The 22,269-nt window shown below is 42.9% G+C and carries 21 protein-coding genes; 6 read left to right on the top strand and 15 right to left on the bottom strand.

The features are described 5' to 3' along the window. Positions 1-89: 89 nt before the first annotated feature. The 4 genes from LI091_RS07930 to LI091_RS07945 are packed head-to-tail and all read right to left on the bottom strand — an operon-like array spanning position 90 to position 2,948. Positions 90-887 carry a metal ABC transporter permease gene (locus LI091_RS07930; protein WP_015526431.1) on the bottom strand — a complete coding sequence of 266 codons (798 nt, stop codon included), beginning with the start codon at positions 885-887 and terminating at the stop codon, positions 90-92. Next, positions 884-1,546 (bottom strand): metal ABC transporter ATP-binding protein, encoded by a 663-nt coding sequence (locus tag LI091_RS07935; RefSeq protein WP_015526432.1) that lies wholly within the window; start codon positions 1,544-1,546, stop codon positions 884-886. Before LI091_RS07935 ends, LI091_RS07930 begins: the two co-directional genes overlap by 4 nt. Before the next feature lie 38 nt (positions 1,547-1,584). Then, on the bottom strand, positions 1,585-2,514 hold the full coding sequence (locus LI091_RS07940) for a metal ABC transporter substrate-binding protein (RefSeq protein WP_370816956.1): 930 nt from the start codon (positions 2,512-2,514) through the stop codon (positions 1,585-1,587). Positions 2,515-2,531: 17 nt separating this feature from the next. Continuing rightward, entirely contained in the window at positions 2,532-2,948 is a 417-nt protein-coding gene (locus LI091_RS07945) for a Fur family transcriptional regulator (protein WP_015526434.1), read from the bottom strand. Between the two features lie 210 nt (positions 2,949-3,158). Between LI091_RS07945 and LI091_RS07950 the strand changes: the two genes are divergently transcribed. Next, positions 3,159-3,923 carry a DeoR/GlpR family DNA-binding transcription regulator gene (locus LI091_RS07950; RefSeq protein WP_173746523.1) on the top strand — a complete coding sequence of 255 codons (765 nt, stop codon included), beginning with the start codon at positions 3,159-3,161 and terminating at the stop codon, positions 3,921-3,923. Positions 3,924-4,075: 152 nt separating this feature from the next. Here LI091_RS07950 and LI091_RS07955 read toward each other — a convergent pair whose 3' ends face one another. From LI091_RS07955 to LI091_RS07975, 5 genes are all read right to left on the bottom strand, one after another. Then, positions 4,076-5,593, bottom strand: a complete 1,518-nt coding sequence (locus LI091_RS07955; protein WP_173746521.1) for a CoA-acylating methylmalonate-semialdehyde dehydrogenase — start codon at positions 5,591-5,593, stop codon at positions 4,076-4,078. Between the two features lie 333 nt (positions 5,594-5,926). After that, positions 5,927-6,334: a hypothetical protein gene (locus LI091_RS07960; protein WP_265191016.1), complete on the bottom strand. Its 408-nt coding sequence runs from the start codon at positions 6,332-6,334 to the stop codon at positions 5,927-5,929. Next, entirely contained in the window at positions 6,256-6,540 is a 285-nt protein-coding gene (locus LI091_RS07965; RefSeq protein WP_044961382.1) for a branched-chain amino acid transporter permease, read from the bottom strand. The genes LI091_RS07960 and LI091_RS07965 overlap by 79 nt, the downstream gene beginning before the upstream one ends. Positions 6,541-6,577: 37 nt before the next feature. Continuing rightward, a complete protein-coding gene (locus LI091_RS07970; protein WP_265191018.1) occupies positions 6,578-6,790 on the bottom strand; it encodes a hypothetical protein in 213 nt (70 codons plus the stop codon). 2 nt (positions 6,791-6,792) lie between these two features. Next, positions 6,793-7,014, bottom strand: a complete 222-nt coding sequence (locus LI091_RS07975; RefSeq protein ID WP_015526439.1) for a hypothetical protein — start codon at positions 7,012-7,014, stop codon at positions 6,793-6,795. 306 nt (positions 7,015-7,320) lie between these two features. Between LI091_RS07975 and LI091_RS07980 the strand changes: the two genes are divergently transcribed. Beyond that, positions 7,321-10,140, top strand: a complete 2,820-nt coding sequence (locus tag LI091_RS07980; RefSeq protein WP_265191020.1) for a bifunctional diguanylate cyclase/phosphohydrolase — start codon at positions 7,321-7,323, stop codon at positions 10,138-10,140. Between the two features lie 90 nt (positions 10,141-10,230). Here the strand turns inward: LI091_RS07980 and LI091_RS07985 are convergent, their stop codons facing one another. Continuing rightward, positions 10,231-11,568, bottom strand: coding sequence for an MATE family efflux transporter (locus LI091_RS07985; protein WP_237972069.1), 1,338 nt, complete (start codon positions 11,566-11,568; stop codon positions 10,231-10,233). A gap of 31 nt (positions 11,569-11,599) precedes the next feature. After that, positions 11,600-12,955 carry an MATE family efflux transporter gene (locus LI091_RS07990; protein WP_059086577.1) on the bottom strand — a complete coding sequence of 452 codons (1,356 nt, stop codon included), beginning with the start codon at positions 12,953-12,955 and terminating at the stop codon, positions 11,600-11,602. 253 nt (positions 12,956-13,208) lie between these two features. Between LI091_RS07990 and LI091_RS07995 the strand changes: the two genes are divergently transcribed. Then, positions 13,209-14,969 (top strand): diguanylate cyclase domain-containing protein, encoded by a 1,761-nt coding sequence (locus LI091_RS07995; RefSeq protein ID WP_265191022.1) that lies wholly within the window; start codon positions 13,209-13,211, stop codon positions 14,967-14,969. 60 nt (positions 14,970-15,029) lie between these two features. On the opposite strand, the gene LI091_RS08000 is transcribed toward LI091_RS07995, so the two are convergent. After that, positions 15,030-15,500, bottom strand: coding sequence for a GNAT family N-acetyltransferase (locus LI091_RS08000; protein WP_021651228.1), 471 nt, complete (start codon positions 15,498-15,500; stop codon positions 15,030-15,032). 157 nt (positions 15,501-15,657) lie between these two features. Then, the gene (locus tag LI091_RS08005; protein WP_022427006.1) at positions 15,658-16,350 is read right to left on the bottom strand and encodes a Crp/Fnr family transcriptional regulator; all 693 of its coding nucleotides are present in this window, start codon (positions 16,348-16,350) and stop codon (positions 15,658-15,660) included. A 149-nt stretch (positions 16,351-16,499) separates the two neighbouring features. On the opposite strand from LI091_RS08005, the gene hcp reads away from it, so the two are divergent. After that, entirely contained in the window at positions 16,500-18,074 is a 1,575-nt protein-coding gene (hcp, locus tag LI091_RS08010; RefSeq protein ID WP_173746509.1) for a hydroxylamine reductase, read from the top strand. Positions 18,075-18,144: 70 nt separating this feature from the next. Here the strand turns inward: hcp and LI091_RS08015 are convergent, their stop codons facing one another. Further along, complete coding sequence (locus LI091_RS08015) at positions 18,145-19,032, bottom strand: AraC family transcriptional regulator (protein ID WP_022427004.1); 888 nt, start codon at positions 19,030-19,032, stop codon at positions 18,145-18,147. A gap of 151 nt (positions 19,033-19,183) precedes the next feature. Here LI091_RS08015 and LI091_RS08020 point away from each other — a divergent pair, with 151 nt between their 5' ends. Continuing rightward, positions 19,184-19,336: a hypothetical protein gene (locus LI091_RS08020; RefSeq protein ID WP_021651232.1), complete on the top strand. Its 153-nt coding sequence runs from the start codon at positions 19,184-19,186 to the stop codon at positions 19,334-19,336. A 3-nt stretch (positions 19,337-19,339) separates the two neighbouring features. Continuing rightward, the gene (locus LI091_RS08025) at positions 19,340-20,536 is read left to right on the top strand and encodes an MFS transporter (protein WP_021651233.1); all 1,197 of its coding nucleotides are present in this window, start codon (positions 19,340-19,342) and stop codon (positions 20,534-20,536) included. A 232-nt stretch (positions 20,537-20,768) separates the two neighbouring features. Here LI091_RS08025 and LI091_RS08035 read toward each other — a convergent pair whose 3' ends face one another. Beyond that, complete coding sequence (locus LI091_RS08035) at positions 20,769-22,124, bottom strand: MATE family efflux transporter (protein WP_173740897.1); 1,356 nt, start codon at positions 22,122-22,124, stop codon at positions 20,769-20,771. Between the last annotated feature and the right edge of the window lie 145 nt (positions 22,125-22,269).

Consider the following 22,269-nt stretch of genomic DNA (forward strand, 5'->3'; position numbering starts at 1 on the left):
TCCTCCCTGGGAAAAAATTCTTCTCTGTTTCCTTTTGATGCTTCAAAGTATATGGGTTAATTGTGTTTACTTTGTGGGAAAAATGTGTTTTATTTGTTAAAACTTTTCACTGTCATCACAACTACAAACCACGCAACCTCAAGAAGAACGATCATTCCACCTGGTTTCAGTCCGGCATAATAGGAAAGAAACAGTCCGGCAATGGTGGTACATACCGCCACGATAATGGCACAGATCAGTGTACCCTTATAGCTTTTTGCCATCTGCATCCCACACGCCACCGGAACTACCAGCATGGAGGAAACGATCAGGGTCCCTACTGTACGGGACGCAATGGAAACTGTCAGAGCCGTCAGAATAGTAAAAAGAAAATTAATATTCCGCACGGAAACACCGGAGATCCTTGCCGCATTTTCATCAAAGCCGATATAAAACAGTTCCCTGTAAAAAAACAGCACTGCTGCCAGTACCAGCACACTGATCACAACTACCAGCGCCAGCTCTCCTTCACTGATGGACACAATACTTCCGAACAAAAAGCTGTTCAGACTGGCACCGTTTTCCACAAAGCCGGACAGCACACCGGCCAGTCCGATCCCGGCAGACATGACGATGGAGATCGCCACCTCCGAATAACGCGGGATTTTTTTGCGGATAGCCTCAATTCCAAGAGCAGCTACGATGCACATCACTACTGCACCGGCTACCGGATTCACTCCAAGTATCAGTCCCAGCACAACACCGGCCAGTGAAGAATGGGAAAGCGCATCTCCGATCATGGACATCCGTTTCAGAACAATGGTGATCCCGATGCAGGGCGTGATCACAGCCAGAAGGATTCCCACCAGAAAAGCCCTCTGCATAAATCCATACTGTAAAATACTCATACTTCGTCGATCCTCCCCTCTTCCGCTTTAAAGAACCGGTTTGCTCCTTTAAACTCACCGGAATTTCCATGAGTAACCATAAGGATCGTCAGCCCCTGTTCCTCATTCCGCTTCCTCAGAACTTCTGCAAGTGTTTTCACAGAAACCATATCCATTCCTGTGGTAGGCTCATCCAGGATCAAGATCTTCGGTTTTCCTGCCAGTGCACGTGCCAGCATAACCCTCTGCTGCTGTCCTCCGGAAAGATCTCCGATCCTTCTTTTCCAGAACTCTTCCATTTCCATTTCCGCAAGTGCGGCTTTCAAACGCGGGATCTCTTTTTTTGCCCGGAAACGTGCCTTCCAGGAAGAGGAATACACGCCTGTCATCATGATCTCTTCCACAGTCGCCGGAAAATTCTGGTTTCTGCTGATACTGTTCTGTGGAACATATCCCAGATCTCCCTTTCCGAATGTGGCAGAAATATCTTTTCCATTTACAGTGATACTTCCCTCCTGCGCCTTCAGTTCGCCCAGAAGAAGCTTCAGAAATGTACTTTTTCCACTTCCGTTTTCACCGGTAAGGATGGCATAATCGCCATCCTTCACCTCCAGGTTCACCTGATCCAGCACAGGTGTCCCTGTATAGTGAAACGAAAGATTTTCTATCAAAATTCCCATAATTCCTCCTTTTTTGTTACAGCTGCTATCCTGCACCTTCAGTTCAATGCCTTCCTGAGTGCCTCCAGATTCTTCCTCATCACAGAAAAATAATCCTCTCCGGCCTCGATATCCTCCTCACTTAATCCCTCGATCGGATTCAGCACAGCAGTCACCGCATCCACTTCCTTCGCCACTGTCTTCGCCACCTTGGGACTTGCCAGCTCCTCAAAAAATATGGTATGGATGTCGTATTTTTTCGCATACTCGATCACTTCCTGCATCTTGGCAGGATCAGGCTCTGAATCCGGTGTCAGCCCTTCGATAGCCAGCTGCTTCAGATCATAGGCATTGCACAGATATCCAAAAGCCTCATGCGCCACTATGATATCCCGGCTCTTCGTACCTTTCAGACCATCTCTGAACTCCTGATCCAGCTCATCAAATTCACCGGCATATTTCTCATAATTTGCTTCATAATAATCACCGTTCCCAGGATCAGCCTTTACCAAAGCATCCCTGATATTCTTCATTTCCTGCTTTGCACGCATAGGATCAAGCCAGACATGAGGATCTTTTCCTTCATCACCATGAGCATGATCATGTCCTCCATCCAGAAGCTCCACACCATCCGATGCCTCAGACACAACCAGATCCTGATTCTCCAGAGTATCCAGTACATCCTCCGCCCAGTGCTCCAGATCTGCACCATTATAGACAAATACATCTGCATCCTCAAGATTCCGGATATCCGTTGCCGCCGGCTCCCAGTCATGAGGCTCCGTTCCCGCCGGAACCATATCCTTTACCTGAATCCTGTCGCCCCCTACCTTCCGGGCAAAATCATACATGGGATAAAAGCTGGCCATCACCTTCAGTCGGCCATCCTCCACAAATGGCTGTCCCACCGTTCCGGCCCTGTGCAAACCATATCCGGTCACACCGCCCACAACAAGAAGCGTCACCGCCAGAACTGCTGCCGCTGTCATCTTCCCTCTGTTAACATTCATTTTTTAAGCCTCCTGCAGCTGTCACAATATCCATAAAAGATCGTCCGGCTCTGATCGATCTCAAATCCGTGTTCATCCAGCACATGTCCCACAAAATGATCGATACATCCACACTGCAGAGGAATCGTATGCCCACATTCCAGACACACAAGCTTACCGTAATTCTTCCGCTCCTCATCACGTATAAAACGATACTGGGCAGGCGCTCCCTCCACAGACGGAACCTTCAGCACCGCTCCCTCCTTCTGCAGCCGCTCCAGTCCTCTGTATACCGTTGTCCTTCCGATCTGGATCTCTTTTCCACGAAGGAGCTCCATAAACTGATCTATGGTATAAAATGTATCTCCATATTCCTGCAGGCATTCCAGAATTATTTTCTGCTGCCTGGTGCTGTATTTCATTTTTTCTTCCATTATATTTCCTACTCTCTTCTATCAACTGCACCTTACATGGCAGATTTGAATTTGAAAACCGTTTTCATATTACATTCAAATAAGAATTTCGTCAAGATATTTTTGAAGGGAAATAATTTTTGGTATGTTCTTATAAAAGCACTTTATCTCTACCTTCTTTTATGATAAAATATAACCAAGACTTAACCAATAGAAAGAAGGTAGACCTCTATGAAATCACAGCGACTGGACATGATCGAAGAATATGTGCTGGAGCATAAGAACGCTTCTCTCGATACATTATGTGAGAAATTCAACGTATCCAAAAACACCATCAGAAGAGATGTCGATATCCTTCTGAAACGTGGCAGTATCATGAAAGTATATGGCGGTGTCGCAGCACTCGAAACTCCACAGACTCTTCCCCTTCTGTCTTACGAAGAGCGTGGCGGACGTTTTCCTGACGAAAAGAAAGAAATCTGCCGCCGTGCCGCAGAGCTTGTGGCAGAAGACGATACCATCTATATCGATACAGGTACAACCTGCCTGAACCTGGTTGATTTTATTGCAGATAAGCACTGTACTATCCTGACCAACAGCCTGCTTATCTTCAACAAGGCAGCATCCTATCCGAATCTGGATATCATTTCCGTTCCCGGAAAGCTGAACCGCAAGACCCTGTCCTTCACAGGACCGGATATCAATGATTATCTGCAGACCTACAACATTTCCATGGCTTTTATGGCCTGCACAGGTGTAACCATGAAGAGCGGACTTACCAATGCCAGCGCAGAGGAATACATCACCAAAAAAGCCATTGCAGAGAATGCCAACAGCATGATCCTTCTTGCAGACCATTCCAAATTCGGCCGGATCTCTCTTATGACCTATTCTTCCATGGAAAAGCTGGACGCCATCGTAACCGACCAGTCACTTCCTGAAGAATACGACAGCTTCTGCCAGGAGCACGGTATCCGTGTTATGACGATCGATTAAATCGGATATTGACCCTAAAAAACGGTGCATCTGCCGGAAATCCAGCAGATGCACCGTTTTTGAATATGCTCATTTCATTAGAGGATTTTATCTGAAAAGCAGATCTTACCCGATCTGCCTTACAGTGTCATAAATTTATTTATGAAGCTTTCTTAAGCCTCAGTACTTCCTTCCCATGTGCCGACCTTTCTCTTTCCGGCAGCTTCATCGAACCAGTGTGTTGTAACTGTTTTTGCTCTTGTGAAGAAACGATAGCCATCTTTTCCGAGAACGTGCAGATCACCGAAAAAGGAATCCTTGTTTCCGGAGAATGGGAAGTATGCTGTCGGAACCGGGATACCTACATTGATTCCTACCATACCGCCATCTGTCTCCATAGCGAATTTACGGCTGTAATATCCGCTCTGTGTAAAGATACAGGAACCATTTGCAAATGGATTGGCATTCATGACTGCGATGCCTTCCTCGTAATCCTTTACTCGTTTGATACAGGTTACCGGTCCGAAGATCTCACGGTTTCCAACTGTCATCTCCGGTGTTACATGATCAAGAATTGTCGGTCCTACGAAGAATCCGTTCTCATATCCCGGAACTACTACATTACGTCCGTCAAGTACAAGCTCCGCACCCTCATCGATACCCTTCTGGATCCAGTTGCAGATCTTCTCCTTATGGCCTGCATTTACAACCGGGCCGAGATCGGTATCTTCATCATATGCACAGCCAAGCTTCATAGCCTCTGCTTTTTTCTTAAGAAGTGAAACAAATTCGTCTGCGATACTATCCTGTACGCATACAACCGGAAGAGCCATACATCTCATACCTGCGCATCCGTATGTAGAGTTGATGATCGCATTAACAGTAGCCTCAAGGTTGCAGTCCTCAAGTACAAGTGCATGGTTCTTTGCCTCACACTGTGCCTGAACTCGTTTGCCATGAGCTGCTGCTTTGGAATATACCTGTTTACCAACACCTGTTGTTCCTACGAATGTAACAGCCTTTACTCTCTCATCTGTAAGAAGGATATCAGCCTCTACACGGCTGCAGGTCACAAGGTTTACAACACCCTTCGGGAATCCGCCCTCTGTATAGAAGAGCTCCATGATCCTCATAGCTGTAAGTGGTGTCTGGGAGCTTGCTTTCAGTACTACTGTATTTCCACATGCAATAGAAAGTGGAACCATCCAGCCCCATGGGATCATTGCCGGGAAGTTCATCGGAACAATACCAGCAGTTACTCCAAGTGGTTTGCGATATGTAGCTGTATCATATCCTGTAGTTACCTGCATTGCAGCATCGCCCTGGATCATTGTCGGAAGTGCACATGCCTCTTCTGTAGGCTCAATTGCTTTCTGAACATCTCCGCTTGCCTCTTTGATGTTCTTTCCGAGCTCTTTTGCACAAAGTACGGAAAGCTCTTCCTTATGAGCATAAAGAACATCTCTCCATCTGAACATATACTGCTGTCTCTTTGCAAGAGAAAGTGAGGACCATTCCGGGAATGCAGCCTGTGCGGAAGCGATCGCCTCTTCTACCTCATCCGGTGTACAGCAGGGAACCTGCGCGATCACCTCACCTGTACTGGAATCTGTAACATCCATGTATTTCTCTGCCTTTGACTCTTTCCACTCACCGTTTACACAGTAACCCATTTTTTTGATCTCAGCCATTTTAGGATACTCCTTTCGTGCTTACCTTTTTATTCTTAACTTCATAAAAATTTTAGTCATTCTCGTTTTGTTCTGGTCACAGATTATCATTTATTTTTAATTTTGTCAATATAGTATGGTTATATTTTGAGTATATTTTTCAAAATTATGTGTTAATTTATTCACATTTCATGGTATTCCATGTTCCCTGTATAAACTCTTGAAACTCATGCATTTACAGCCATAAAGCCGCATCGTGTCTTGTCGTTTTTTATTCCATTGTGAGAGCAAAAGTTACTCATTTTTGTTATTTTCATAACACACCATTCCACACACACTATTTATTGCTTCCAGCTACGCTGAGGCTTTTAGACCTGTGCAATCGGATTCACAGACAAGTAAGGGGTATCGTTGTTCTGTTACAATTACAGATTCCTCTGATCCCGGCATATTTCCTCTGTATTTTCCAGGAACAAGGAAATACATCTGTGCGTCCCTTGCGGACGCACTCATTTTCACGACCGCTCGCTTCTTTTCACGGCTTATTGCACCTTTACATACAATCCTGCGCCTGCTTATCTGATCTACAGCATTTTCATAAATTACTGCTGCAATCAAAAAACAGGATACGGTTATCGTATCCTGCCTTAGCTTTTCATTTTCTGTTTTTCGCATATTTCTGCCTAACCAAATATGGTCTGCACCAGCACCATATAAAACACCGTTCCCCCTCCTATGCTGAGCAATGTACTCTTCTTCCATTTATGTAATACCACAATGAACAGTATTGCGATCATCTCCGACAGTCCGTAATGCGTACTTTCCGGCACATCCTTCAGACAAAATACCACCAGCAATCCGATCACTGCACAGGGCAGCACTTTTCCCAGATAGGTGATCACAGCCGGCGGTTCCTTTCCTTCCGGTGGATCTACCGTGCAGTTCACAGTAAATGACTCATCACACATTCCAAAAATAAGATAAAACTTTTTCCATCCGGTATTTTTACAATTTCCACATCTGATGCTGCCCGTCCATGGTAACAAGATCTCCCTCATTGATATCTCTTTCATACAGGAGACCGTCATCATGTCGCAGACTTGTTTCATTTCCATTTTCATCTTCCATCAGCACTACTGACATAAGTGCTTCACCCGGCTGCCGCTCTTCACAGCCGAAATCCATGTCTTCTTCTATCTTCAGAACCTTATACTGCATGATCAGATTTCCTCAAGCAGCACATCGTTAACAGCCTCATAAGCGTCCTCAAGCGCATCCAGTGCCTCTGTCAGCGTGTCCATCTTCCGGCTGTCCGCATTTTCTTCCTCATAGGCTTCTATCACTTCAGCCATTACATCCTTCAGCTCTTCCAGTGAGTTTGCAATGTCCTGCAGCTTCTGATCTTTGTCCTCTTTTGATGTGATATTTACGATCTTACTCATAATCCTTCCTCCTGTCGCTTTACTCTCATTCTTTATTCTGATCCTTTATTCTGCATATATCATGTTTTGCATGTCATACTCCACATTTACCCATTGTACCATATCCTGCACGCAGATGCATCGGATATGTTTTCTCTCTGCTTTATATAATACCATCGAAATCATAAAAAAATTGGTAAAATCTTACCAAATTACCCGTCTTAGTCTGTTTATACTGATTTTTCCACTCCGGTCTGGTATAATCGATCTAAAGGAGTTTTTCAATTTACAAACCACTCCTTTCCCATTACAAGGAGGCATATTGCCATGAAAGAAAAAACCGAAACCTTTAACCAGGGAAAAAGATATTTCTTTTATATTCTGATGTTCGCCATCCTTGGCTGGTTCATTTTTATGCAGATCTTTGGTGCGGATGAACGTTCTTCCGACACCTCAGCAGCCTCTGTGATCTATTCCGGTACCGTTACCTGGCAGAAACCGGATGGAACCACCCAGGAAATCTCCGTTCCGGGCACCTACAAGGTTCCCGTCGGTGACACGATGGTCCTCACCATCCAGCTTCCCGATGATCTTACAGATACCTGCTTTGCCATCCGTTCTTCCTTGCAGGATGTGGATTTTTATGTAGGGGACAACCTCAGGACCAGCTACTCCACGCATAAAACAAGGCTTGTGGGCAAAAACTCCGCCAGCCGTTATGTTTTCTGCCCGGTTTATGCTTCCGATGCCGGCAAAGAGCTCCGTATTGAACTGACCACCTACACCTCCAATTACACCGGAGTTGTCAATCCTGTTTACTGCGGAAACAAGGCAGATATCTGGATATATATTTTCAGCAGATACGGACTGGAAACCTACATTGCTTTTTTTATCCTGTTTGCCGGAATCGTCACGATCCTGTTCAGTTTCGCTCTGGGATTGGTCTATCATACACGATTTGACACGGAATATCTTGGATGGTGCATGGTTATGGGCGCCGTCTGGATGCTAGGTGAATCCAAGCTCCGTCAGTTCCTGGTCCCCAACGCTTCCGCTCTCGGATCTCTGTGCTTCGTTATGATCCTTTTGTGTCCGCTCCCGATCCTGTTTTTTGCGGACAGTCTCCAGAAAGGGCTGCATCACAGATTTTATGTCTGTCTTGGAAGCATCGCAATGATAAACTTTGCAGTCTGTACGATCCTCACTGCTGCAGGTATCGCAGATTATATCGAAACCATGCCTGTAAGTCACGGAATCCTGGCGATCACCGTTGCCACAATATTTGTACACCTTTTCCAATATATACGCACCGAAAAAAACAAGGCCGACCGGCTTTTGCTCATTGGTCTGCTGGCAGCGATCCTGTGTATTGCCGTTGAGGCAACCTCCGTATACTTTGTCACATTAATGTCCGGACTGTTTGTGGGCGCCGGCATGCTGATCCTGCTCTTTGTCAATATTGTAAGAGCCATCAAAAATGTCCAGGATATAGAACTGAAACGCCAGCAAAGCGAAATCCGCAAAAACCAGGAACAGAATGAAAAAATGTCTCTGCAGATGATACAGACCCTTTCCACCACCATTGAGGCAAAGGATGCGTACACCCGCGGTCATTCCTACCGGGTTGCACAATATGCGGCCCTGATCGCAGAGGAGCTGGGCTGGACACCGGAGGAGATCCTGAATCTGAAACGGGCTACTCACCTTCACGACATCGGAAAGATCGGTATCCCGGATCCGTTTCTGAACAAACCGGCACAGCTGACCGATGATGAATACAACCTTATAAAAAAACACACCGTCATCGGCGCCGAGATCCTGAAGGATATAACCCTGATCCCGCATGCGGCAGAAATCGCAAGAAGTCACCATGAACGTTATGACGGAAAAGGCTATCCGGACGGGCTGGCCGGAACAGAAATCCCCATCCATGCCCGGATCGTGGCTGTTGCCGACTGCTACGATGCCATGAACTCCCGCCGAATCTACCGTAATGCGCTTCCACCGGAGGTTGTTTACGAAGAATTCCGCAAAAACCGTGGTACACAGTTCGATCCGGAGATCACAGACATTTTTCTGAAACTGTTAAAGGAAAAGCGGCTGCCTCAGTGGGATCCTTCCCAGGAAGAACCGGACACCTATAACCTTCCGGATATGCAGCTTACCGTCAGCAAATTCATCTCTGACATAATGGCCACCATAAAAAGTCAGGAAGACGCAAAAAGCTATGATTTCCTTACCGGTCTTCCCATGCGTAACCTGGGCGAACGTCTTACCGCGGAATTTATGCAGACACATGATGGATGTCTGGTATTCCTTGATATGGACAACCTGAAAAAGATCAACGACATCTATGGCCACAAAGCCGGCGACCGTGCACTGAAATGTCTTGGAAAGCTGCTCCAGAAACGGGCAGATCAGGGAATTTCCTGCAGACTTGGAGGCGATGAATTCCTGATGTTCCTTCCGGACACAGATCCTAATTCCCTGTCTCTGCAGATGGACGATCTGTTCCAGAAATTTCACACCATCACTACCGATGATCCGGAACTCCGGTTTGCCACACTGTCCGCAGGCCTGTGTCTGTGCAGCACCGATGATTCCTTTGAAGACTGCTATTCCAAAGCAGATAAAGCTCTGTATTACGTAAAACAAAACGGCAAGAACCAGTTCTTTTTCTACCAGCAGATCGACCGCAGCACTCTTGCGGCATCCGGTTCCGGAAAGGATCTGGAGCTTGTGGCAGAGTCCCTTCAGAAAAGCGGCATCTATGTAGGTGCTCTTGATCTGAATTACCGGGATTTCGCACGCCAGTATGAATACATGTGTCAGCTTGTCACACGCAGCCAGTGCAGATGTTATCTGGCGATGATCACCATCGAGACACTTGTGGATACAGTTCCTGATATCGAATCCATTGAGCAGGCTCTGGAGTATATGGAACAGGCCATCCGGCAGAATATCCGCCGTGTGGATATCTGTACACGCTACAGTTCCCTGCAGTATCTCATCATACTGTTTGAGCCTGACGAAACGCATATTCCTGATATCATAGAACGTATTTTTACCCAATATTACCATCAGTGTGACAGCCATGATTTCCAGCCATCCTATGAATACCTGGAAATATCTCCACAGGAGTTATAAATACTCCCATGACATGGACATGATAAAGCCATAACGAAAAAGAGGCCGTACTTGACGGCCTCTTTTTTGTTAAAATTTTGCAAAATATCATTAAGACGTGGCTCTGGAATTTTCCTGCATGAAACTTTTTCCGTATGTTCGATACAGATAAACCGCCATGAAAATAGTCACGGCTTCTGCCAGCGGCATCGCCATCCAGATGCCTGCAACCCCTATAAGCTTTGGCAGGATCAATATGAACACAGCCACCAGGATCAAAGAACGCATTGATGAGATCAATGCCGAAATAAAACCATTTCCCAGGGCAGTAAAATATCCGGAAAGAAATACATTTAAACCAATAAACAGGAAAACCGGACTAAACAGCTTCAGGCCATCCCATGTCAATGTAAATACATTTCCCTCCCCAACGAATAAATGGATGATCTGTTTTCCAAATACAAGTGATACCGTGAGGATCAATACTGAACTGATGGCAATCGTAATAAAACTATATCGTGTTATCTCTCTGATCTTATCATAATTTTCAGAGCCGTAATTATAGCTTATGATCGGAGCCGCTGCAACGGCAATTCCCATATAAAAAGCGATGAAAAAATAGTAAATATACATAATGATCGTCACAGCCGCAACTCCATCTTCACCAAAATATTGCATGATAATAAGATTAAATAAAAATGTAGTGATCCCGGTAGACATCTCCGTCAGCATTTCACTGCTTCCATTGGTGCAGGATTTCAGAAGAACACTCATGTCGGTCTTCGGTCTGCAAAACCTTATATGGCTGTATTTCAGAAAATAGATAAAGCCGATCAACATGCTTACTGTAATGGAGAGAAATGTTCCCCATGCAGCTCCAAGCGTTCCCAGTCTGAATACAGCCACAAAAATATAGTCGAAAACAATATTAAAAGCCAGACCTGTCAGAGACATGATCATTCCGATGTACGATCTCCCATCCGTCCTCACAAGATATTCAAAAAATAGCTTGAATGACATCGAAACTGATCCTAAAAATATGACAAATGCGTATGGCACCACATGCTCCATCAGGCGCTCACTGCTTCCCAAAAAAATACAGATCGGTTTCAGAAAAAGGATTCCCACAGCTGTAAAAGCAACTGAAAGTACGAACAGCACGATCGTGATAAAAGTAAATATCTCATTTGCTTCCTGTTCTCTTTTTTGTCCCATCCTCTCTCCTATGATGGCACCTGATCCCGTTGCAAGCATGACAGATGTTCCGAAAATAACACAGGTGATCGGAATAACAATATTAATTCCTGCAAGCGCGTCAGAGCCTGCATACCGTGATACAAAAAATCCATCTATCGTTGTATAAAATGATAAAAAGATCATGGTCAGCACTGATGGAACCAGATATTTTAAAAATTGAGGATAAGACATTTTTGCCTCAAAGTATTTCATTTCTATAAAAGCCTCCTGCTTAGTTACATAATCAGTCAAAATCTCTGGTAATGTTCGTAAGCCATTTATTTCTGAAATAGTGGATGAACACCACAGGCATTTTTTCGAACTCATCCAGGGTCATTATAAAATATACCCAGACAGGCGGCAGTTTTAAAACATATGCTGCAAGGAAGGTGAGAGGAACTGCAACAAGCCACATAAATATGGAATCTACGATCATTCCGAACCTGGAATCGCCACCTCCTCTGAAGCATCCGCATATAAGACAGGTATTGATACCCTCTCCTACAAGACGCCAGGTTGTCATGATTATAAAAATACCAAGATAATAAATGGCTGTCTCTGTCAGTTTATCCCGGTAGAAGTCCAGTATCATAGGGCGGACTGCCAGAATAATGGCACATCCGATGAGACTTACGATAATTGTTATTCTCAGCATACGTTTTCCATATTCTCTTGCTGTATCCTTGTGATCTTTACCAAGCTCCTGGCTGATAATGATGGTAGTAGCGTTGGCAAAACCGCGACAGGCGATGGCACCAATGTTTACCACCATAACAGCAACGGCATTTGCGGCAACCATATCATCGCCAATGTGGCCAAGGATCGCTGCGAACGCTGAACTGGCAAAGCTCCAGACAACATCATTTATCACAGCCGGAGAAGCAATTTTCATAAAGTCCCTGAACAGAATACCGGATTTCGCACAGAAATATTTTATCCGGAATCTGACATCGGAGCTGTTTAATGAATAGATGAGACAGATCAATACCTCTGCGATCCTGGCAATAACAGTACCAAGGGCAACACCGGTAACACCAAGCTTTGGAAGTCCAAACAGGCCAAAGATAAAGGTGGCATTACAAAATACATTGACGCAAAGCGATACAATGTATGTAACAGAAGGCAGCATTATTTTTCCGACACTTCGAAGGGCACTCATGAAAACCTGAGAGAATCCCATAAACATAAAGGAAAATGAGATCACCTTCAAATACTCGCTGCCGGCAGCAATCGTATCCGGACTGTTTGTAAAAATCTTCATGATCGTAGTCGGCATGGAAAAGGAGATAACGAAAAATACAAGAGAAACGATCAGTGAGATTCGCTCCGCCAGGCCGAGAATCTTTTCTACTGTCTTTTTATCACCCTTTCCCCAGTACTGGGCACATAAAACCGAAGTACCTGTAGCCATGCCATAATACAAACAGAAAAGAATAAATGTGTACTGGTTGGCAAGAGATGAAGCTGACATGGCAGTCTGACTTACATATCCCAGCATTACAGTATCCGCAACATTTACTAATGTTCCGATCAGATTTTGGATCATGATCGGAAATGCTAATTTTGATGCATATTTTAAAAAATCTTTTTTATTCAGCATCGGTCAGATCCTCCGTGAATTCCGATAAGATATTTACTTATAAAGAACAGTATATCATATACCCTACAAAACCGCGAGGCTTTTTCAGTATTCTTTCCAATATAATCCTCAATTGTATACTATATTTCACCCTCTGGTCATATTTCCATTGTACATAAAAAAACAATATCACTTTAACACAAAAAATCATTCTATTTTTTTACTTCTATGATATAATATTTTATTGCGAAACTAATAAAACGAGGTGAACCAGGTGAAGAAAAAAACAATTGTACCTCTTATCGTTTTTTTACTGGGCATATGCCTTGTTGGTTTAATTGTATACAAAATAGACTCACATGAAACTGAACAACGACACATAACAGCACAATTAAATGCAACAACCTACGGCGAACGTATAAAAAATGAAATTACAAATGGAATTGCGATCACAGATACGCTAAAGCAGGTCCTGATCAGTGAAAACGGAAAGATCAATCAGTTTGACACAATTGCGGAAAATATTATGTCTGACGTTATTGAAAGCATACAGCTTGCTCCGGATGGTAATGTAACAGATATTTATCCTTCTGAGGGAACGGAAGCGAGTAAGATCAATCTGCTCCAGGATAAAGATTGCAGCAAAATTTCCTGTTACGCAAGAGACAATCACGTGATCATTACACAAGGTCCTTTCGATTTAAAACAGGACGGCTGTGGAATTGCTGTCCGCAATCCAGTCTACCTGAAAGATGAAAACAACCAGGAATATTTCTGGGGATTTACCATTGTTATCCTACGTGTTCCTGACATTTTTTCAGATGCGATCAGTGCACTTTCGGATTTCGGATATGAATACAGGCTCTCAAAAACCGACGCTCCCTGGAACGATACTTATAAAGTTGTTTATCAGTCAGACGACCAATTAACTCCTACTGTTTCTTATGGTTTTACGATAGGGGAAGAGAACTGGACATTAGAAGTAGCTCCTGAAAGCGGATGGAGAAACCTTAGATTACTGGTAATCGTCGGCGGAATGTTTACTACTGTCGTTTTACTTTTCTCAGGTCTTACCCGGGTATGGTTAGTATCGAAAGAAAATAAAAACAAATTTCAAATACTGGCACACACAGATTCTCTCACCGATATTTACAACCGCTATGGATTTGATGAATTAGCCGAAAGGATGATCACTAAAAATCCAAAATCGCATTTTGTGGCCGCACTCCTTGATATTGATGACTTTAAGTTTATTAATGATATTTACGGACATGTCTATGGAGACAGGGCATTAAAGAGTCTTACAGATAGCATGAAGGCTTTTTTCCCAAAAAACACATTACTGGGAAGAAACGGTGGCGATGAGTTCTGCATTCTTCTGCCGGATCATACCTATAAAGAAGCGGGAGAACTGCTGCTACAATTTACCAAGCTTCCAAAGACATTTTCATGCAAGGGAAAAGAATATCCGTTTTTTATTTCTCTCGGATATGCAGAATATCCAACCTTTGCATCCAGCCGTTCACAGCTTATGCGCTGTGCAGATGCAGCACTTTATGAAATAAAGCTTCACGGAAAAAACGGATGTATGGCTTACAGGGAGGGGCTCCGGTCAGGAGTCCGCAAACAGCTCGGATTTGCATTCAAGGATATCTCTGAACACCTTCCGGGTGCATTTATCATATACAGAGCGGACAAAGATGATGATGAACTCCTGTATGCAAACCATGAGTTCCTTCAAATGACCGGATATAAAACTATAGATGAACTCTTCAGCCTTACAAATAAAAGCTTCCACAACCTGATCCGTGAGGATGAACAGCAGCAGATAGAAGCAAGCATCTGGAAACAGATCGATGCCGGCAATAAGAATGATTACATCCACTTTCATCTTCGAAAAGCTGACGGCACTTACCTTTCTGTTCTTGATCACGGAAGGATTGTAGACAGCCAGCAATACGGAAGAGTATTTTATGTATTGTTTATGGACTGGGAAGCCATGCATGTTCATTACAGTGATAAATTTTCCGGCTAAGGTACAGACATCTCAGTCTGTATCTTAGCCGGCTGTTTTTTTCCTGAACAATTCAACATCTTATAATATGTATTCCATCTGCCTTTCTTTTGTCCGCATTCCCATTTTTTCATAAAATTTTTCTGCTGAAGTATTTCCTGCCCACACATTCAATGTCACTTCATAGCATCCCAGCTGCTTTGCTTCTTTTTTTACATATTCAAACAGGCTTTCCCCAATATGCTGACCTCGTGTCTCCTGATCGACACACAGGTCATCTATAAAAAGAGATTTAAACGGTACCATATTGTTTGAAAAAGGCTGCTCCTTTAATTGACAAAATGCATACCCCACGCAAACATCAGCCTCATCCGCTGCAACATATACTGGCTTTTCTTCATTTTTCAAAAGCTCTGTCAATTCGTCTGTCGTATATTTTGTTGTGCCCGGAATAAAAATATCAGGCCTTATATCTGCATGGATCTGCAGCACCTGTCCTAACAATTCCAGGATCCTCGGAATATCTTTTTCTTCTGCTTTTCTGATGAGCATTTTTTTCCTCCTGTTTTTCAATAACTGATTTCATAGATTCTTTATACATACACCATAATACCATCGTGTGAACGCTTATAACAATAGAATCACTTTAAGCAGTCTCACTTTCCTTTTGCATTATAATGAAAAAGTTTATCGTTTTCCGTGATGTATATCACATTTTTATTCCTGAATCCGTATCATTACAGACAGTCAGCTCAAAATGGTTTCTGTTTGTTTTTATAAGTCCTTCTTTTTGCAGCTTTGATATCTCCGAAGACATTGCCGCACGGTCAATGCAAAGATAATCTGCCAGCTGCTGCCGGTCAAAAGGAATATCAAAGGATAACGATGCCTGTCTGATAGATACCGACGACAGATAGGACAACAGCTTATCCCTTGTCGTTCGCTTGCCCACATGTGTGATCTTATCGTTGAGGATCAGGATCTTATTTGCCAGGACACCGACCAGGTTACGGATCAGCTTCTGATGATGCTCACATACTATTGGGCAGGAAACCAGAAGCCTTTGAACATTTAATAAAATAATCTCACAATCTTCGTCTGCTACCACACTGACATTCAGAACAGCTCCCGGACTTGCCGCATATGGTTCACCAAAAAAATCTCCCGCATGACATTTTGACAGAATATTCCGATGTCCCCACAGGTCTTCCTGAATAACAAGAACACAGCCTGCCACCACAAGTCCCATTACTTCGGTAGAGTCTCCGGCTCTGAAAATATAAGAATCCCGTTTTCTGGAGATTGTTGCTGCATTTACACAATGCAGTATGGATAATATCTCATTATCAGTAAGACCTTTAAAGAAAGGGCTCGTTCTTAGAATGGGTAAATATTTTTTCAAAATTAATCCTCCTGTTGGAAATCAAACATACACGTTGTAATTATTATACTATACTCCTAACAGAAACCAAGGATAAATACTACTAGTCGAGGATAAAATAATAAGAAAGATCCTTCGAAAAAATCACAGAATAAAAGGAGAATACAATAATGGATAAAAAAATGTTTTGTTTTCAGTGTGAACAGACAGTCGGATGTACCGGCTGTACCGGAAATGCCGGTGTCTGCGGAAAAAAAGCAGATACAGCGAAATTACAGGATGAGCTGACAGGTGCATTGATCAGTCTGGCTAAAGCTGCCGACAGCACGGAAACTATTTCAAAAAGGACCGGACAGATCATAATCGAAGGATTGTTTACTACAGTTACAAATGTAAGTTTTGACAATGCAGCAATCGAAAATATGATACAAAAAGTCAGAGCTGAAAAAGAAAGACTGGCTCCTGACTGCAGAACAAAGGAATATGATCTTCAGCAGCTGTGGAATGCCAATGAAGATATCCGCTCCTTGAAATCTCTTATTCTCTTTGGTATCCGCGGAATGGCTGCCTATGCCTATCATGCAAGTGTTCTGAATTATGAAGATGCCGAAGTGAATCAGTTCTTCTGCGAGGCATTATCTAAGATCGGTTATGAAGAAAGCACAGAAGCACTGCTTTCCACAGTACTCAAAACAGGAGAGATCAATCTGAAGTGCATGGCACTTCTTGATAAGGCAAATACAGAAACCTATGGAACACCAGAGCCAACTGATGTTACACTTACGGTAGAAAAAGGGCCTTTTATTGTCGTGACCGGACATGATCTGAAAGATCTGCAGCTTTTGCTTGAACAGACTGAGGGAAAAGGAATCAATATCTATACACATGGTGAAATGCTCCCTGCCCATGCCTATCCATTCTTAAAGAAATACGCTCACCTGAAAGGCAATTTCGGAACTGCATGGCAGAATCAGCAGAAAGAATTTGACCATCTTCCGGCCCCGATCCTCTACACTACCAACTGTCTGATGCCTCCAAAAAGCAGCTACGCTGACAGAGTATTTACAACAGAAGTGGTTGCCTTCCCGGGAGCTGTCCATATTGACGAGAAGAAAGATTTCACACCGCTTATTGAAAAAGCACTGGAGCTGGGCGGTTACAAAGAAGATCGTATGTTCTCCGGTATCAACGGCGGAAAAAAAGTGACAACCGGTTTTGGTCATGCAGCCATCCTGTCCCATGCAGGTACTGTAGTAGAGGCTGTAAAATCAGGTGCGATCCGCCATTTCTTCCTGGTTGCCGGCTGTGATGGTGCCAAACCAGGTCGAAACTATTATACGGAATTTGTAAAGCAGACACCTTCTGACAGTATCGTTCTCACCCTGGCATGTGGAAAATTCCGTTTCAATGATCTCGATCTGGGAGAGATCGGTGGTCTTCCACGACTGATGGATATGGGTCAGTGTAATGATGCTTATGGTGCGATCCAGGTTGCTGTGGCACTTGCAGATGCATTTGGATGTTCTGTAAATGAGCTTCCGCTTTCCTTCGTACTCTCCTGGTATGAACAGAAAGCAGTCTGTATCCTGTTAACCCTCCTGCATCTGGGTATCAAAAATATCCGTCTTGGTCCTTCTCTTCCGGCGTTCCTTTCTCCTAATATTCTGAACTTTCTGGTTGAAAATTATGGTATTGCACCTATCACCACACCGGAAGAAGATATCAAAGCACTGATGAACCAGTAAAAGTAAATTTTTCAAAGCCTTTACAAAATCAACAAAGCCGATACAGGATTCCAAAAGTCCTGCATCGGCTTTATTTACAGGTCTGAAGACTCGGATCAGCCGACAACACTTTTAAACATGTGCAGCGATATTCTGATGGAGTTAAATGATAACGTTTTTTAAACAATCTGCAAAAATAATCAACGTTATGAAATCCGCTTTCATAAGCGATCGTTTTTACTTTTTTATTCGTATTTTTCAATAACCAGGAAGCTGCCTGAAGTCGATATCCTATCAGATAATTAACCGGTGTAGTATGTAAAAAACGGTGGAACAAATTAAGTGCAGTACTTTTGCTGATTCCTATATGCGAAGCAATTTCATCCAGAGACAAATTGCGATTATAGTTTTCATGTATATATTGCATGATCAACTGCACTCTTTTCTGTGCAACTTCATCCACTGTCTGTACATCTCCTTTATCAGATAACTTTACATTTTCATAAAAAGTCAGCCATAAATCCTGCAGCAATGCCAAAGTAGCAAGTTCTCTTATTTTCTCATTCCTCTGTATTTCCATTATTTTTATCATAGTTTGTATAATCTTTGTTTGCCATAGTTCATCAGGCTGAAAACGCTGGAAATATATATTCGATGAAATGATTGGCAAAATATATTTCTTATAGATCAGGCTGTTCTCCGGTGCAATAAATTCCGGCATACATACAAAGTTAGGAATGATACCACCTGATGATGCGTAAAAGCGGTGCAATATTTTAGAATTAATAAAAATTGCTTCTCCTTCTGACAATATAATCTGTTTTTCTCCTATTCCGCATGTAACTTGTCCGGACTCGACATATAAAAACTCAAATTCTCTGTGCCAGTGCCACTCAATACAATGAAAATCAAACAATTCCAGATTATCATAATAATACTGGAACGGATAATCACTGCTTCCATGCTGTTTAATTTCCATGAACTCCTCGTCTGTAAGTATTTTATTATAATCCATCCCATATCACGTTCTTTCTTTTTTACGATATTATACAGTATTTCTATAATTTAATTCAATGTATATATCTGATATTTGCTATATAATCAAGTAAAAAAAGAAAAGAGGTATTCTTATGATTTTTAAATGGATGAATGAAAGTGAGATCAACATTGAGGGCGACAAAATTGAAATAACCGCACCACCCAGAACAGACTTTTTTGTGAAAGTATTGATGAATGTGAAGATTGAACATAAAACTGTTAAAAACATTCGGAGAGGAAAATAAAAAATGAATGCTGTAAAAAAAACTAACTACCATAAGACAAAAATAGCCTGTTATATGGGATTTATCACACAGGCTATTGCGGCAAACTTCGCACCGCTTCTTTTTTTGAAATTTCATAGTGACTACCATATTTCTCTCGGTAACATTGCTCTGATATCCACTTTCTTCTTTTTCACACAGCTTCTGGTTGATCTGTTCTGTGCCAAATTCGTAGATCATATCGGATATCGTGTGTGCATTGTTGCATCAGAAATATTTGCTGCATTGGGTCTGCTTGGACTGGCATTTTTACCTGATTTTTTACCTGATCCTTTTATTGGAATTATATGTAGTGTTATTGTTTATGCCATCGGAAGCGGTTTAATAGAAGTACTTTGCAGTCCTATTATCGAGGCCTGTCCGTTTGAAAACAAAGAAGCAACTATGAGTCTGCTCCATTCGTTTTACTGTTGGGGAGCTGTTGGGACAATTTTGATTTCCAGCTTATTTTTCCTGATATTTGGAATAGACAGTTGGAAGTGGCTCGCCGTAATATGGGCAATCATTCCTGCAATTAATACTTATAACTTCATGACCTGTCCCATTGAATCTCTGGTTGACAATGGTTCTGGAATGGAAATTAAAGATCTGTTTTCCAAGCCATTTTTCTGGGTTGCAATATGTCTGATGATCTGTTCCGGAGCTTCTGAACTTGCAATGGCTCAATGGGCATCTGCTTATGCAGAATCAGCTCTGGGATTATCAAAAGCTCTGGGAGATCTAACAGGTCCATGTATGTTTGCAGTAACAATGGGAATCAGCCGTATAATTTTTGGTAAATATGGAGAGCAGTTAGATTTAATGAAGTTTATGAGTGGTTCAGGCATATTATGCGTTGTCTGTTATCTGCTTACTGCTTTGTCATCCAACCCGATCATCGGACTGATCGGTTGTATTGCATGTGGATTTTCAGTTGGAATCATGTGGCCTGGAACCATCAGTATTTCCTCAAAAACTTTTCCAACAGGTGGAACGGCTATGTTCTCTCTTCTTGCCATGGCAGGAGATTTAGGTGGCAGCATTGGACCTGGAATTGTTGGTCGTATCACTCAGAATGCTGGAAATAATATTAAGATCGGCATGGGATTCGGACTTATTTTTCCAGTAATTCTATTGTTTATGTTATTCCTGCTGTATCGGAAGAAGATATCAAAGCACTGACTTATTGATTGTAATTATATTTTTTCACTCTGCCAACCCGGAAGCTGTATCATCACTTGTTGCCAGATACTATAGACCTGATACAGCATTGAGCGGAACCTGAAGATTTCTGGTAAAATTGTCATGATTTCCGCATGCCAGCATCTTCATCTGTACCCGCATTGCAGAACTCAGATTTAATATCATCATGATCGCAGTACGTGCCACACGTTCTGTGCTGTATGCCAGGATATTACAAACTGTAATCCCCTTCTTCCGTGCTGCTATCAGTCGGCCATGATCTCCGAAGAGCCACATAGGATATTAAAAAGTTCGCAAACCAACCAGCTGGTACAGCAAGCCAGACAAATACAATGCCAAAACGCGGTGCACAGATCAATGCAACAGACAGGCGGATCGCCAGGTTTACCATATTTGCAATGAGGAACGGGCGCATGATCCCAAGACCACGAAGAACCCCATCGGTTGCCATTTTGATTCCCATAAAAATGAAGAAGTAACCAAGCCATCTCATATAACCCTCAGATACCTGATAGGCCAGGGCAGTTCCATCTTTACCAAGGAATAGCGAGGAAATCTGCGCATGCAATGTCTCAATGACTATAAAAGCAAGAACTGCAAAACATACATCTAACACCAGTGCAGCGTGATATCCTTTTTTGATCCGTTCAATTTTCTTTGCGCCAAGATTCTGGGAAACATATGGGGAAACCGCATTGCCAATGGATACAAAAATCAATGAAAAAACATTCTCTACCCGCATCGTCGCCGCATACCCCGCAAGTGCCTGTGTACCGAAGGGATTTACAACAGCCTGTACGATCATCATACCAATGGACACTGTAGACTGCTGAAGAACCGAAGGTACAGCAATTTGAAGCATGGAATGTAACTCCTGCCTGTCAAACCAGTCAAAACGACTTTTATATCGACGCATCCGGCTAAGGAAAAGCAAAAGTGAAAACACCGCAGAAATTCCCTGTGCTATAAGAGTCGCAAGGGCTGCACCAAACACACCGAGACCAAGTCCGGCCACCATCCAGAGATCCATAAAAATATTTAAGATTGACGAAAATATCAGGAGCCCCAGCGGGATTTTTGATTCGCCTATGGAAGTAAACATATTGGAAAGAATGTTATACATAAACAGAAACGGAAATCCCACAAAATAGACCCGCAGATATAACACTGCATCATCCAGTATATCGCCAGGGGTTTGTAACACACTCATCATCCAGTGGGAAAAGCAAAATCCAAAAACCCCAAGGACTATACTTAGAATTAAAAAGCTAAACAAGGATGTTGACACGATGGTCTTCATTTTTCCATACTCCCTGGCACCGAAATAGCGGCTCACCAGCACACCGGCACCGACACCTGCCCCCAGTGCCACACAAATAAAAACATTGGTCAGCGCTGCACAGGCCCCGACAGCTGCAAGTGCGGAGGAACCAACAAATTGGCCGACGATGATAGAGTCAGCCATATTGTATATTTGCTGAAAAAAGCTGCCCAAAATCATTGGCATTGCAAAAACCGTCAGCGCTTTAAGAGGCGCATCTGTGATCAAATATTCATCTTTTGACATTATCATATTCCTCCACAGGTTTCATAATTTCACTTATTGCTACACTGCCCGGCGTTATCAGCTGCAGCTGCAATACGATCTTATCACGTAGTGACATGCTCCCACCACTTAAATCTTACGATTTTGAAGTGGGGGCTTCCTGCTC

The organism is Blautia sp. MSK20_18 (assembly GCF_020553125.1).
Lineage (GTDB): Bacteria > Bacillota > Clostridia > Lachnospirales > Lachnospiraceae > Blautia_A > Blautia_A fusiformis.

Excerpts from the sequence above, each read along its gene's own strand:
- LI091_RS07955 (WP_173746521.1), bottom strand. The coding sequence starts at position 5,593 with ATGGCTGAGATCAAAAAAATGGGTTACTGTGTAAACGGTGAGTGGAAA.
- LI091_RS07930 (WP_015526431.1), bottom strand. The coding sequence starts at position 887 with ATGAGTATTTTACAGTATGGATTTATGCAGAGGGCTTTTCTGGTGGGA.
- LI091_RS08035 (WP_173740897.1), bottom strand. The coding sequence starts at position 22,124 with ATGTCAAAAGATGAATATTTGATCACAGATGCGCCTCTTAAAGCGCTG.
- LI091_RS07940 (WP_370816956.1), bottom strand. The coding sequence starts at position 2,514 with ATGACAGCGGCAGCAGTTCTGGCGGTGACGCTTCTTGTTGTGGGCGGT.
- LI091_RS07945 (WP_015526434.1), bottom strand. The coding sequence starts at position 2,948 with ATGGAAGAAAAAATGAAATACAGCACCAGGCAGCAGAAAATAATTCTG.
- hcp (WP_173746509.1), top strand. The coding sequence starts at position 16,500 with ATGGATAAAAAAATGTTTTGTTTTCAGTGTGAACAGACAGTCGGATGT.
- LI091_RS07990 (WP_059086577.1), bottom strand. The coding sequence starts at position 12,955 with ATGCTGAATAAAAAAGATTTTTTAAAATATGCATCAAAATTAGCATTT.
- LI091_RS07985 (WP_237972069.1), bottom strand. The coding sequence starts at position 11,568 with ATGAAATACTTTGAGGCAAAAATGTCTTATCCTCAATTTTTAAAATAT.
- LI091_RS07970 (WP_265191018.1), bottom strand. The coding sequence starts at position 6,790 with ATGCAGTATAAGGTTCTGAAGATAGAAGAAGACATGGATTTCGGCTGT.
- LI091_RS08025 (WP_021651233.1), top strand. The coding sequence starts at position 19,340 with ATGAATGCTGTAAAAAAAACTAACTACCATAAGACAAAAATAGCCTGT.
- LI091_RS07980 (WP_265191020.1), top strand. The coding sequence starts at position 7,321 with ATGAAAGAAAAAACCGAAACCTTTAACCAGGGAAAAAGATATTTCTTT.
- LI091_RS07965 (WP_044961382.1), bottom strand. The coding sequence starts at position 6,540 with ATGTGTGATGAGTCATTTACTGTGAACTGCACGGTAGATCCACCGGAA.
- LI091_RS07960 (WP_265191016.1), bottom strand. The coding sequence starts at position 6,334 with ATGGAAGAAGAGTACATTGCTCAGCATAGGAGGGGGAACGGTGTTTTA.
- LI091_RS07975 (WP_015526439.1), bottom strand. The coding sequence starts at position 7,014 with ATGAGTAAGATCGTAAATATCACATCAAAAGAGGACAAAGATCAGAAG.
- LI091_RS07950 (WP_173746523.1), top strand. The coding sequence starts at position 3,159 with ATGAAATCACAGCGACTGGACATGATCGAAGAATATGTGCTGGAGCAT.
- LI091_RS07935 (WP_015526432.1), bottom strand. The coding sequence starts at position 1,546 with ATGGGAATTTTGATAGAAAATCTTTCGTTTCACTATACAGGGACACCT.
- LI091_RS08000 (WP_021651228.1), bottom strand. The coding sequence starts at position 15,500 with ATGCTCATCAGAAAAGCAGAAGAAAAAGATATTCCGAGGATCCTGGAA.
- LI091_RS08015 (WP_022427004.1), bottom strand. The coding sequence starts at position 19,032 with ATGGAAATTAAACAGCATGGAAGCAGTGATTATCCGTTCCAGTATTAT.
- LI091_RS08020 (WP_021651232.1), top strand. The coding sequence starts at position 19,184 with ATGATTTTTAAATGGATGAATGAAAGTGAGATCAACATTGAGGGCGAC.